9 protein-coding genes are annotated in these 13,853 nt (G+C 41.6%); 2 read left to right on the top strand and 7 right to left on the bottom strand.

Annotated elements, in window-relative coordinates; all coding sequences use genetic code 11:
• Positions 1-15: 15 nt before the first annotated feature.
• From DXD04_RS02785 to DXD04_RS02755, 7 genes are read right to left on the bottom strand one after another with little or no spacing between them, the layout of a single operon-like run.
• Positions 16-792 (bottom strand): IdeS/Mac family cysteine endopeptidase, encoded by a 777-nt coding sequence (locus DXD04_RS02785; RefSeq protein ID WP_117670667.1) that lies wholly within the window; start codon positions 790-792, stop codon positions 16-18.
• A gap of 46 nt (positions 793-838) precedes the next feature.
• Positions 839-2,461, bottom strand: coding sequence for a PCMD domain-containing protein (locus tag DXD04_RS02780; protein WP_117670664.1), 1,623 nt, complete (start codon positions 2,459-2,461; stop codon positions 839-841).
• Positions 2,462-2,463: 2 nt separating this feature from the next.
• Entirely contained in the window at positions 2,464-3,306 is an 843-nt protein-coding gene (locus tag DXD04_RS02775; protein WP_117670662.1) for a hypothetical protein, read from the bottom strand.
• 4 nt (positions 3,307-3,310) lie between these two features.
• Positions 3,311-4,036: a hypothetical protein gene (locus tag DXD04_RS02770; RefSeq protein WP_178270031.1), complete on the bottom strand. Its 726-nt coding sequence runs from the start codon at positions 4,034-4,036 to the stop codon at positions 3,311-3,313.
• Entirely contained in the window at positions 4,037-6,253 is a 2,217-nt protein-coding gene (locus DXD04_RS02765) for a DUF4493 domain-containing protein (RefSeq protein ID WP_181977446.1), read from the bottom strand.
• Between the two features lie 16 nt (positions 6,254-6,269).
• Entirely contained in the window at positions 6,270-7,469 is a 1,200-nt protein-coding gene (locus DXD04_RS02760) for a DUF4493 domain-containing protein (RefSeq protein WP_181977445.1), read from the bottom strand.
• A gap of 16 nt (positions 7,470-7,485) precedes the next feature.
• The gene (locus tag DXD04_RS02755; protein WP_181977444.1) at positions 7,486-9,909 is read right to left on the bottom strand and encodes a DUF4493 domain-containing protein; all 2,424 of its coding nucleotides are present in this window, start codon (positions 9,907-9,909) and stop codon (positions 7,486-7,488) included.
• Between the two features lie 443 nt (positions 9,910-10,352).
• On the opposite strand from DXD04_RS02755, the gene DXD04_RS02750 reads away from it, so the two are divergent.
• Both DXD04_RS02750 and DXD04_RS02745 read left to right on the top strand, forming a co-directional pair.
• Entirely contained in the window at positions 10,353-12,812 is a 2,460-nt protein-coding gene (locus DXD04_RS02750) for a TonB-dependent receptor (RefSeq protein WP_259299500.1), read from the top strand.
• Between the two features lie 16 nt (positions 12,813-12,828).
• Complete coding sequence (locus DXD04_RS02745; RefSeq protein WP_117670654.1) at positions 12,829-13,674, top strand: helix-turn-helix domain-containing protein; 846 nt, start codon at positions 12,829-12,831, stop codon at positions 13,672-13,674.
• Positions 13,675-13,853: the final 179 nt, after the last annotated feature.

The following is a 13,853-nucleotide window of genomic DNA, read 5'->3' as shown; positions in this document are numbered from 1 at the left end:
TTGAACTTTCAAGTTTCACCCGTTTTTGTTTTTAAAGAATGACTCCCAATAAGAAGTACCTTTATCCAACAGTACCAAATCCATAATTTTTATCTTCAAGTCTTCATTATAAACCCATTTCATATAAGTAAACAAAGCTCCACTTGAAGCATCCTGTTCATACACAATTTTAGCCTTGTAAATCCAGTCACCCAAATTTCCATCGTTGTTATCTACAAGGTAAATCGTACTCACCTCTCCCTTCTCATCAAACTCAGCTCCCCAAAGATTTATGGCATGCCCACCTCCTTGAATAAAAATATCCAGTCCGACGGCCATTCCCTGCTTCTTTGCCAATTTGATGGCGTTATTAAACTCCTCCTTCGTCATATACCCGTTGCCATACTGCTTCACCAGCGAATATCGACCGAACACGTCAAAAAAGAAGCCCGCATTTTCCTGTTCCGGCACATCCTGAGGATACATCACCCGGTTGCAGATTCCTGACAAGAACCAGTTTACACCCGATACGATATACCCCGACTTATTGCCAAAACGATTCTTGAATCCCTGATAAATCTCACTATGCTTTGAATCCGGATAAGCCGAAGGAATCGAAAATTCCGGGTTCAGACGACGTTTGTATTCCAGATAACGTTCCACATAACTACGGTTCGCATTCAGCCACCAGTGCATCAGGTTCGAAGAAGAAGCCTCCCAGCATGTTTTTCCATCTCCCGTGGGACTGGTATCCCTGGCATCCAGTTTGTTGCATCTATTACTAACAAATAAAGTAATACACTTGTTTACCATGGTATAGCTAAATTCAGCTACAATTCTTTTACAATAACCTTACTGACTAATCATCATAATCATATTCCAAGCTAAAATCATCCACCCACATAGTAGCCCCTGGAGCCCCTGTAAAATAGTCTCCATATTTGCTGGCAGAACAAACAATCAGCAAGGCTGTAGGTTTCCGATTCGTTGCCCTATACTCAAGTTCCACAGAGAAAGGAGTGTATTCATTTACATTTTCTCCACATGTCATCTCACCGTAAGCTATGATATGCGAATCGTTCTTATCAAAATACTTTCCTGTTCCCTTGTCATCCGTCTGCACTTCCACCGCAGTTTTTTCACCACTATTAGGATTTTCCTGAAGTTCCCAATCACCTAAAGCTACCCATACGATACAAGTATCCGGTTGATTCTTTAATGAAGCATATTTATCAATAGCTTCCGTAATCAAAGCAGTCTGATATTTAAAATAACCTTTTAAACGAGTCGGATAGGAAGTAAAACTTCTTCCAAAACCTAAAACGCCATTAGTTCCCTTTGTCTCCTTATATTCACCAATAAATAGATTTCCAGCAGCAAATTTTACTACAATTTTCTGAGATTTCAATACAGCAGCCAACTTCCCTGTACTACCAGGACGAATGTCTTCTGTAGATAATGTAATATTATCTTTCTCGCTTAACGTAGTACTTCCATGGTTTCCAGTATCCCAGAATCGAGTCCCGTCCTGTGCCCATGGACAAATCACCTTCTCTTCCTGATGCCAGTCTTCAAATCCCATATTAGGTACAGATACTGTCTCCGTGGTAGAGAAAGTTACCACATCTCCGACCTGATCGCCAGAGTAAGCACGACATTCATAAGTAGTATTCGCCTTCAAATGAGGGACACGAGCTGTAAATTGACCTCCATCCATGGTCACATACTTCTGATCTACACGTGTCCAGTCTTCACTTCCATCTTCACGAATATCAAAGCCACATTCCGTATCGGCCACACCAGCACCATATAACCATGCCACATTAACCCATCCATCAGCAGATTCTGTAACCACATCCTTATCACTTTTGTAAACGCGGAGAGTCCAAGTCTCATCCACAAAATCACTAAAAGTCACATGTACAGATGCCTGGGCAAAATCACGATAAAATGTCCATTGAACCTCCGGAGTTCCACTCACTCCGTCATTCAAAGCTCCTTCTGGTCCCAATTTTAAATCAGACAAAACAATATCCTTTAAATCAGCACTCTTTCGAATTGAAGCAGTAGCTAAATGATTTTTCACATCAAACTCCGAATTTCCAAGCTGCCCATCAATTATCATGCGACGTGCTATAGGCTGATTTCCAATTATCTCCCATTTATAATCCTGATAAAGGGATAAAGTAACCTCATAAGGCTGGCTTAAATCTATCTCTGTACCGGCTGTCAAAGTAGAAGAAGCCTTTTCTGTATAAGTAAAAGTTTTCAACATCACCTTTTTAGGGTTTACCGTTTCCTGCAAAGTAACCGTCACAGTACTTTCACTTTCCGAAATGACCGCACTTCCCGACTGCCCCTCAACTTCTATACCTGTAATAGAAAGAGGTACCTTAGCAAAAGGTATATCATTTTTGATGCAACAGCTTAGAGTACCAGCCAGTATTATACTAATAGCAATTCTATATAATGTATTCCACATAACTACATGCAAAAGGTTATACCAATATTAATATTAAAAAGATTAATCTTAAAATTAGCGCCACTACTATTCCTTTTTCCTACCGCTCCTGAGTCATCCCGTTGTTTCTCCCAACGATACTTAAATCCGGCAACTCCAAAGGACATTTCCGCACACACATTTTTAGTAATATAAACAGCTACTCCCGGATTAATCCCCAGATGTATCTCATTCACATCTGTCTCCGTATGAGTCATACTATCTCCTTCTCCATCTGAAAAGTTCGATGTTCCCCGCTTATAAGTCAAAGCTGTTTCATTAAACAATCCGAATATTCCATTTTCATCCAATCCCACATAAGAGCGATTAAAAACCCCGAAAGAATACATATCTTCCGTATAACGCATATTTCCTATATTAAAACTCAAATCATCTCCCAGATTCAAATCTATATTACCCAAATCACCCACAATATGGCTGTAACCAAACTTGGCTCCCACCACCACATTGTCTTTCAGTGCATATCCCACAAACGGATGAATTGACTTCATTGTAAACGTAGCATCCATATCACCCAAAATAGCATACAACATGCTGCTATTATCACTGTCCAAGTTCACGTACGAGAAGGTTAATCCTCCAATCCATTTTCCTTTGGGAACAAAACGATAGTTCAATATTCCACGATCATAACGACCAATCGCTTTCATCTTTATCAGATTGTTTGAATCTACTGTTATTGGTTTTTTCTTAGGTTTCTCAACATACACCGTATCATGTATCACAATCGTATCGCGTACTTGGGACAAAGTTTTCTGTACACTTACTCCCAAGCACAAGAAAAGGAATAATATTATCTTTCTCATTCTGTTACAAATAAAAGGCTATACCTAAGCCAATAGAAAATAAGTTAATACGAAAATTTGCAGAACTGGAAGAACGATCTGCAGTATAAATCTGGTCTTTTTTCTGATGTACTTTGCCAAAATCCACACCTAGAACTCCCACACTCACTTCTACAGCCGTATAGTTATTTACAAAAGCAACAATACCCGGAGAAACACCAATACCCAAATCAGTAGAAGTGGAATAGGTTCCACTCACTTCCTGCCCTGATTTAGTCACAAGTTTTGACTGACTACCTCCAAATTTCAACTGTGTTTCTGCAAACAATGCAAATCGTTTGCTACTTCCCAAATTGATGTAATTTCGCATGATAGCCATTACAGTGTATGAATGCGTCAGTTCATACGTATCGTTCAAATTAATTGAAAGATCATCTCCCAAATCAAAATTCAGATTATCAAATTTGGTCAAAGTACGTCCATAAGAAAAACGTCCTCCCATAGCTAAGTTATCTTTCAAACCATAAACAACCAACGGACTTACTTTAAAAGAATATCCATCGGAATTGAACTTATCAATAATTAAAAACTGATAGTTTTCTTCTGTATGCTCAGAATACGATACAGAACTACCCACAATCCATTGTCCTTTAGGCACAAATACGTTATCGGCTATCTTTTTCTTTCCCTCTTGTGCCTGAACCGACAAGGTCAAGCACAAGAGACTTAAAAGGAATATAAATTTCTTCACTTATCTCAAATTTTCAGGTAATTTACTTTCTTCATATATCAACTCCAGGTCGTCAAGCCACATCACGCTACCGGTGCTTCCTTGGAAATAGTCTCCAAATTGACTAGCGGCAGCAACCAGCATAATCCGGTTTGGAATTCTTTCCATACTCTTATATTCAAAAGGTATAATGAATTCATGCATACCCTCACCTTCTGTAGAAGCCTCCCATATCTTATCTCCATAAGCCACTACATTAGCTCCATTTTTATCAAAGAACTTACTTTCTTTTGTCTTTATCACAAACGACCAGCGAGTTCCGTTGAACTCTTCTCCTTCGCCATCTGTCAAAGCTACATAAATGATACCTTTATCCTGAGTACCATTCGCTATTTTGTCTCCTCCTTTATCTACATTGCCACTTATGTAGCGTATATATCCTCGTAAAGCTAAAGGACGAGAAGCAAACGGACGCCCTAATCCCAAGACACCGTGTCCGGTAAGCCCATCCATCTGAGTATCAAGATATTGTCCGATAAATATATTACCTGCTGCAAACTGTCCTATTCCCAACATACTTGCATAAATAGACGATAATTTAGCAGAGTAATTACCACTGTGTCTCACCGTAGCATCAGGTGTCGTCACATTACGGCTAACCTTCTGAGAACCATGATTTCCTGAATCCCAAAACATAGTTTCACCCGATCCATATATTAATTTAGGAACATCTCCCGACCAATTTTCAAAACCACTGTTCGGCAATACAGAGGCTTCCTCTGTAGTTACCTCACAAACAATATTTGAAATTTTTGTATCCTCCAAAATACGATATTCATAAGTAGTTCCCGGAGTAAGTCCTTTCAACACATCCGACTTGATTGTCTGTCCAGAAAGAACAGCCGGAATATTCTGACTCCAAGCTTCTTCTCCCTTCTTACGATACTGGAAGCTATATACAGTTCCTGCCTCCGAAGTATGTCCTTCAATCACCTCTCCATAAAAGACGGTTCGGTCTGCCCAAGTTTCAAAACGAGGAATTTCAACGGCTTGTGCATTCATATCCGAAACCACAATCTGCCAGTCAAGTTCACATTGCTTTCCCTGTTCATCTGTCAGTACATATCCCAATGAATACACGGTTTCTTCTTTCAGCAACTTATTCCAAGAACTCCCCCAATCCATGACAATCTGTCTTCCCTGAGCCTCTTCCGGAAATGTCAATGTAATCCCTTTCTGTTGCAAAGCTCCAACAGATTCTGATGAGAACAAATCAATCGCACCAGAAAATCCCAACTTTTCCAATAATGTTCCCGCTACAGAAGCAGTCTTCAAGGCAGAAGAACCAGTCATAATCACCTTAGGTGAAACAGAAGAGTTCAAACTAAGAAACCAAGGAGAATCTGTGCTAATTTCCTCGTCTCCCGACATCACCCGAATTACCGGGCGACGATAAATCCCAATCTCTTCCTCCTGTTTATAAAGCGGAGTTTCATCCACTTTCAACGAAAAGAAGACTCCCCCTTCATCTGTCGGACGTTCAGGTTCCTCAGAACTGAGTTCATAATTTAACGTATATAAAGTAGAAGCCTTGGCCGACTCTATCTTATCCGTCTGAGTAATTTTTTTTCCAGTCTTTGTTGTAGCACTAAAGACACAAGTCAAATATTCTTTTCCAGAAGGCAGCATATAATATCCTACATACGAATCCTGTTCCTTCTCACTCCAACTATAATCTAAGGCACCATCGGTCGCATCAACCGACACTGTTACTGTACCTGAAGCCAAATACGCCTTCATATCCTCACTAAAATTCACCTTTACCAACGTATTGACAATATTACAATTCACCTTTACAGAAGTCGTCTGTCCGTCAAGCACAGAAAAAGTCTCTATCCCTTCATAAAATTTTTTATCGAACGACGCCGAGACTGAATCGCCGGCAACGACCCGTACCCGATAGTCGGTCCCAGCTGATAAATCTATTTTCTCTGGAACAGAACTCCAGGAAGAATATTTTCTTATCAACTTGTTGCCTTCATAAATACGAACTTTACAATCATTCTTCAAGGCTTCTATTTCTTCATTTCCAAGAGATGCTCTGGACACCACCTCTACGGCCTCCCCCACAGTAACCTGCAAGTTCAACGCTCCCTCTCCTTCACTCAGATAGCGATTTTCCTGGCGGCAGGCACAAAGCGAAGATATGATTCCAATTATTAAGAAAATTCTTTTCATCACCTTCCAAATTTTACTATGCATTACTACTGTCTATGGTCAGAGTAGCTTCCGCCTTCTCCCCATTCACATCTTCTACTGTCAATTTGAACTGATGCACTCCAGGGAATCCACCCAACAAGCCCACAAACTGCGTCACATCAAAAATCACCTTTTGCTGACCGATAACAGCATCTTTTATAGGCAAGCCCAAATTATTTAAGTTTTCTTCAGCCTCACCAGGTTCAGCCAAATCAAAAGGATTCTGAGGAAACATTTCTGCAATTACTCCACTAAATTCCGCATTATCAGAAGTTATTTCCACAAATACATGTGCTGCCCCTTCTGGAGCCAGTAAGTCTACTACCACTTCCTGAGACAAATCCGTGACAGGCTGACTCAAATCAAACCCTTCTCCCACAATGGAAGGAATTCCAAAATCTAAAATTTCATCTTCTTCAGGACGAACCGATCCCTCTATAGTTACCGATGTGCAAGTCGCATCCAGTTTTAAACCGTTTACAGAAGCACTTCCTCCTGTACCAGGATCCACAAACACCGCATCAATCAAATTATATGTAACTATCAGCTCTGTGCCCAACGCTACACCTGTATACGATTTGGTTACATTCTCCGCAACTCCATCCACTGTACCAGAAAAAATCACATCAACCGTATTCGTTTCTGTACAATGAAAGAACCCCGAACGAGTTTCATCCTTTCCATATTCCAGTGACTCCGAGCCTATTTTAACTGTGACCTTCACATCATCGCCCAATAAAGATTTTAGATTATCAGCATAATCGATGGTAACCTTCACATTATGCAGTGTACATGCTACTTCTCCCACATCCGTCAAGTTATCTTGCGTAATTTCAAACACTTTTGATTCTCCTTCACAATAAGGTGTATCAAAAGCCGCGCCTTCCGTAACAGGAGCATGTGCCACAATCTTATATTTCCCTATTTTCAGTGTATACACTTCCGGCATCTCAGCGTACTTCCATGAACTCACAAGTTCTCCCGCTTCAGTATACACTTCCACAATATAATCATTTAATTCTGCCGCTACACGTGATTCTGTAACCAACGGGTCCGTATTAGGAGTCAACTGCAAAGAAGACAAATTCAACTGCCCCTCCTGCTTTATTTCATAATCCACCTTTTCACTATGACAAGCTGTTGTCAATAAAACAACTGCGAACAAGCTTAATAAGAAATAAATCTGTTTCTTCATATAAGTTAGGTTTATTTTATTCATAAATTAATTTTACATTGTCCACTGTCAGAATACTACCTACATGACGTGAGTCACCGTAACCAGCATTAAACGCCCCTTTACTTCCTTGAATATCCTTCGTTCCCGGTGAAGTTGCATCTGTCGACATAAATACCAGTTCAATATAAGACGCTTTTGCTTTTTGCTCATAAGAGATACCAACTCGTCCTTGAGTGTATGTATCTATGGATTGCGTAATTCTAAGTTCTCCCTGTCCTATCAGATTCCGGTTTACATCATACAATTTCGCATACACTTTAGTTGTCTCTCCATTATAAGAATAAAACTTATAATAGAACTGTATCGCATCAGGACGAGAAGTAAAAGTATGGGTCATATTCTTTTCCTGTGTATCCCGGTTAAATGTACCAAGATACAAATACCCGGCCTGTCTGTACTTCGTATTATGACTTATTGCAGACCAGTTGTTCGCTCCATATCCCACAGTCGCTATTTCAGCAGCTACATTTCCCTCATAGGCACCTGTTGACAGGGAGGTTCCTCCATGATTATTCCAATGCCAGGTAGCCGTATGCATTTCACTTGCATTAGTAGGCATTGTGCCAGGATAAGCACAATAATACCAAGAAGCGACGCCACTCTGTTGCTGAGTCGTCATATCATTAAAAGTACTCCACCATTTATCCTCCGAAGAACCACCAGACAGATAATATGAATAAATATGTTCTCCACCAGACATAAAGATTGTTTGATACCATACTTCTTGCACTGACCACTGTTCAAAGTCAGAATTAGGTATTTGCAACTCCTCTTCCGTCACGATGTCCACAGAATTAGAATACTCCTTCCCTTTTACGGCACGTAACTTCACTGAGGACCCCGACTCCAGCCCCTTCGCCGTCAGGCCATAGCTGCCATTAACCTCAGTTGTCACATCCATCCAGGAACCGCCCTGCTGTTTCTGTAGTTTTATATCAGCCAAAGCAGTTTCATTATATACATGAAACACAGCTTTCTTAGCCCACACGTCCCCTGGGTTATCCACTAAAATACCCATACTCACAGGAAGTTCTCCTGTTTCTTTTATATAACTTAAGTAAGATGCAGAGACTTTAAATGGATTTATAAACTTCACTGTTTCAGGTGCCTTCAAATAAACCGTATAGACTTTCCGACCTTCTTCCGATGGCAATTCTTCTGCACGCACAAATTCCAAATCTTGTTTTCCATCTGCCAGTTGAAAATGTACGTTTGCCGGATTTCCATCTTTAAATGACACATTTACCTGACAGGTATTCCCGTAAAAAGGAGCCTCTACCGTAGACGCAGCCACAGAGAACTCACATCCTTGGGGAGTCACAGTCAATACCAACGGAGGTTCAGAAACTTTACCATATATATCCGTAGCCTCCAGCTTGAAATCATGCTTTCCACCAGCCGGTAAATTTGCAATCAATGTGGTAAAATCTACCTGAGCCATTTGGGCACGATTTCCTTCCAAACCTTTCGTTTTCAAGCCCATCTCTGTTAAAATAGAAGCATATTCTCCAGAGTCAGCCAAATCGACATCGCGAGGCCATCCTTTTCCTAAAAGAAAATCTGAAGAAGTAGTCAAACGGCAAGACTGAATACCTGCCACCGCATTCACATAAGCTGTGACCTGTTCTTTCTGTTCTGCACCTTCAATCGGCTCAAGAAGAACATTATTATCTGTAAAACCATTAGCTTTAAAATAAGGTGCCGGTGCATTCAAAGCTGTATCCGACACGTCGAATCGGACTTCTTCTCCTGCGACATCCTCAGAAAAAGAAACCGTCATAGTAGCCGAACCCGCATCCACATCCAACGTCAGCGTATAGATATGGCGAGACTCTGCAGTAAACACTTTAGCCTGATAAACCGCCTCTGTTGACTGGCCAGACTTTTTCACTTTTACTTTTGCAATCAACTCTCCCGGAGAGAAATAAGCAGCCCGAGTCTCATCTTTTACATATTCCACCTCATTACCTAATGAAGTAGCCATTACGGCAGAGTAATCAGAGAAATAGTTTTTAAACTCATCGGTATAATTAACTTTCACTTGAGCATTGCCCAAATAACAAGTCACCTCTACTGGAGTCGTTTCATTTTTCTTTATAACAAACTCCTGATTTCCTTCAAAATAAGGTAATTCAAATCCTTCCTTTGACACATCTCCGTACCAAGCTTTTACTTGATAAGTACCTACGCGTAATTCAGGCATTTCTTCCTCACTCATGTCTTTGTAAGAACTCCATCCACACACTTGTTCTCCCAAAGAAGAAATACTAACTGAAAAATCATTTACGTCAGGCAGGACCAATGCTTCCTCTTTCCCTGTTTCTTGATCTGCACGTGATTTGTCATTCAGACCTATCACTTCACTAGTAGCATTCAGACTCATTGTAAAAGTACCCATTTCACCGCTCCTTGTCGCATCCTCTTTCGAACACGACACAAAAATCAAGGATAATAAGCTGTAAATGAGTATTACTCTCTTTTTTAGATTCATTGCAGCAAACATCAAATATATCAGTTTCTTTAAACTTATACGGAACACTATTTTTCCGCGTGCAAAGTAACACCAATTCCCAAACCCTCACAAGGTCTATTTATTTTATTTTTGGCTGATTTTTAAAGCCAGCAAAAAGAAAATGTCCAAATAGCCTTGATAATTAACTAAAAAGTAGCACTTTTACGGCCCATCAATGGTCTATTTTTAAAATATACCATTACTTCTTTTATCACACCTTTTCATATTTTTAATTTACTACCTACAGAAGCAGTTTATTTTTTCCCTATCTTTGGGCAACTTGAAACAAACAAGAAACCAAAAACCGCAACCACGCACCTTATTTATTTATGAAACACAAAATTCTTGCACAATTTACAGGCATCTTTACATTTCTGATTCTAAGCATTTGTAATGTTCACGCACAATTTTCCGTAAAAGGTACACTCGTCGACTCACTGACGCATGAAAGCGAGCCTTATGCCACCATACGCATTTCGCTCGACAAATCACCGGAGAAACCGGTCAGAATGAATGTGACCGATGCGAAAGGAAAATTTCAGGAGAAATTACCGCAAACCGGGAATTATACCCTGCAAATCACTTCGGTAGGAAAACGTACAGTGGTCCGCCGTTTTAGCATCACCAATAACCAGCGGGTGGCCGACCTGGGCACACTTTATACCTGCGATGATGCCCAAATGCTGAAAGGCGTGGAAGTAGTAGCCCAGAAACCCCTTGTAAAAGCAGAAATTGACAAAATTTCTTATAGCATAGAAGACGATCCTGACTCCAAAACCAATACCACCCTCGAAATGCTGCGAAAGGTACCGCTCGTCACCGTCGATGGAGAGGATAACATACAAGTCAACGGCTCCAGCAATTTCAAGGTACATGTAAACGGGAAGCCCAATACGCTGATGAGCAACAACCCGAAGGAAGTGCTCCGCAGTCTGCCAGCCAACTCCGTCAAGTCCATCGAAGTGATAACGGAACCGGGAGCCAAATACGACGCAGAAGGTATCGGAGGTATCCTGAACATCATTACGACCGATGCCAAAATGCAGGGATACAATGTTACGCTCGGAGCCAATGTCAATAACATGGGAGTGTCGGGATATGGCTACGGAACAGTGCAGGTAGGAAAGCTTACCCTCACCGGAAACTACTCATACAACCATCAGAACCAGCCTCGCAGCCTTTCTGACAGCGAGCGTGAAGATTTCACGTCTACCGACTACCGCCATCTGCTGACACAAGGTTCTTCCAAGAGTACAGGGAATTTCCAGTTCGGCAACATTGAAGGAAGTTATGAGATAGACACCCTGAACCTGATTACGTTTTCAGCCAATGTTTTTGGAGGGAAATTTGACACACACGGCGATTCGCGTACCATCATGAGCGACAATGACTGGAAGGAGCGCTATAGCTACCAGACTCTCAACCGGTCAATCAGTCAGTTTGGAAACATCGGTATCAATGCTGACTACCAGCATTCTTTCAAGAAGAAAGGAGAATACCTCACGTTGTCCTACAAGTTCAACAACTCGCCGAACAACAATGAAGCCGATACCGACTATGACGAAATGAAAGATGTACCCTTCAACCTGCTTCACCAGTATTTCGACAACGATGCGCATACGGCAGAGCATACGGCACAAGTTGATTATGTCAATCCGCTGAATGAAAAGCACTACATAGACGCCGGTATGAAATACATTTTCCGTGAAAATTACAGTGATAGTCAGTATTTCCTGGAAAATGGCCAAGGCGAAATGGAAGCCAGCCAGGACCTTTCAAGCAAATACCAGCAGGGACAGCATATTTTGGCAGCATACGCTGATTATCAGCTGAAATGGAAGAAATTCGGAGCAAAAGCCGGTGTGCGCTACGAACATACGTTCATGGACGTGGAATATGACTATATGCCCGAACGCAATTTCAAAGCCGGATTCGATGACGTGGTTCCTACCCTGAATCTGTCTTATATGTTAGGTACAAGCGCTACCCTGCGTGCCAACTACAACATGCGTATCAACCGTCCGGGAATATGGTACCTGAATCCTTTCCGCGATACCAGCAACCCGACTTCCATCAGCTACGGTAATCCGGACCTGGACACGGAAAAGGCACACATTCTTGGAATAACCTTCAATACCTTCAGTGCCAAGTTCAGCCTGAATGCCAACCTTACTTATACGTTTACCAACAACGGTATTGAGCGCTACTCCTTCATGAACAATGGGGTACAGGAGAACACCTACGGCAATGTAGGCAAGAGTCAGCGTACACGCCTGGCCTTATGGATGAACTGGAACCCGGGCAGCACCACCCGCCTCTCACTCAATACCAGCGGAAGCTATTCCGACTTCCAGAGTAAGGAGCTGAACTCACGCAACAGCGGATTTGCCGGTGAGGTGTTTGCCAACATACAGCAGACTATCCCCTGGGAACTGCGTCTCAGCTTTTACGGTGGAGGAAGCACTCCTTACATATCCCTGCAAGGAAAAGGTTCTTCCTTCTACTATTACGGTGTCAACCTGAACCGTTCTTTCCTGAAAGACAAACGGCTGAATATTTCGCTTTTTGCCAGCAATATCTTCCAGAAATACAACTCCTATAGCAATGAGGTGTGGACAGACACGTTCCGCTCATGGTCGAAAAACAGTTATCCCTCACGCAGATACGGCATCAGCATCAGCTGGCGGTTCGGTGAGTTGAAGACCCAGGTGAAAAAGACACAGCGTAGCATTACAAACGATGACGTAAAGGCAGGCGGAGACAACAAGAGTGGTGGAAGCATGCAATAAATAAAAACAAAATAAAATGGAAAAAGAATTACCTAAAATAGACCTGCCCGAAGAGTGGCTGGTAGGTACCGGCATCAGCAAAGAGCTGTTAGGGCTGTACAGAAACTATCCGGTGCGCCTGAAATGCGAGATTTTCGTACTTTGTACTTCCGGAGAAGTGGAAGCCTCGGTCAATCTCAACAAGATAACAGTAGAGCCCAACGACTTTATCGTACTTACCCCAGGAAGTATCTTTCAGATAAACGACATCAAGGGAGACCTGAACATCTACTTCGGAGGATTCTCTTCTCAGTTTATGGAACACAATCTTCAGTCGCATTCTTTTCTGGATACGATGTACATCACACTGGGGCGTCCCGTTATCAATCTAAAGCCGGAAGGCGCCAAAATGATGGAGGAGTACATGCAGCTGCTTATCAAGATGTATGAATTCCTTCCGGAGAAAATAAGACCGGAAATTGCGACCAATCTGTATGCCGACATACATAAAGGTATATCTATCCTCTATCGGAACAAGACCGACGAAGTACATTCGTTATCAAAAAGTGAACTGATTTGCCGTAACTTTGCCCAGCTAGTCATGCAGCATTACAACCAGACACGAAACGTAGCCTGGTATGCTGAAAAGCTACAGATTACGCATGCACATCTTTGCACTACCGTGAAACAGATTACGGGAAAGACCTGTGTAGACATTATTTCGTCCATGGTCATCATGGATGCCAAATCGCAATTGAAGTCTTCCCAGCTTTCCATCCAGAACATTTCCGACTCACTGAATTTTGCCAATGTATCGTTCTTCGGAAAATACTTCAAACGCTATGTAGGAATGAGCCCGCTTGAATATCGAAACAACGGATAAAGTATTAATAAACAAACGATTATAAATTATAAGAGATTTTCGTTCAAAATACCTGAAAAAACGCACTTGCGTTTAAAGGAAAACGCCAAAGCGTTTGAATTAAAACGCACTTGTGTTTTAGGTAAAACGCACTTGCGTTTCAATCAAAACGTACTTGCGTTTTAGAGCAAACGCACTTG

Source organism: Phocaeicola plebeius, assembly GCF_003437535.1.
GTDB lineage: Bacteria > Bacteroidota > Bacteroidia > Bacteroidales > Bacteroidaceae > Phocaeicola > Phocaeicola plebeius_A.
Note: the sequence above shows the minus strand (reverse complement) of the source record. Positions and strands in the feature narration are given on the sequence as shown.

What these genes read in the sequence shown, in the direction of transcription:
- DXD04_RS02765 (WP_181977446.1), bottom strand. Translation starts at nt 6,253, where the DNA reads ATGAAAAGAATTTTCTTAATAATTGGAATCATATCTTCGCTTTGTGCC.
- DXD04_RS02760 (WP_181977445.1), bottom strand. Translation starts at nt 7,469, where the DNA reads ATGAAGAAACAGATTTATTTCTTATTAAGCTTGTTCGCAGTTGTTTTA.
- DXD04_RS02750 (WP_259299500.1), top strand. Translation starts at nt 10,353, where the DNA reads ATGAAACACAAAATTCTTGCACAATTTACAGGCATCTTTACATTTCTG.
- DXD04_RS02780 (WP_117670664.1), bottom strand. Translation starts at nt 2,461, where the DNA reads ATGTGGAATACATTATATAGAATTGCTATTAGTATAATACTGGCTGGT.
- DXD04_RS02755 (WP_181977444.1), bottom strand. Translation starts at nt 9,909, where the DNA reads ATGGGTACTTTTACAATGAGTCTGAATGCTACTAGTGAAGTGATAGGT.
- DXD04_RS02775 (WP_117670662.1), bottom strand. Translation starts at nt 3,306, where the DNA reads ATGAGAAAGATAATATTATTCCTTTTCTTGTGCTTGGGAGTAAGTGTA.
- DXD04_RS02785 (WP_117670667.1), bottom strand. Translation starts at nt 792, where the DNA reads ATGGTAAACAAGTGTATTACTTTATTTGTTAGTAATAGATGCAACAAA.
- DXD04_RS02745 (WP_117670654.1), top strand. Translation starts at nt 12,829, where the DNA reads ATGGAAAAAGAATTACCTAAAATAGACCTGCCCGAAGAGTGGCTGGTA.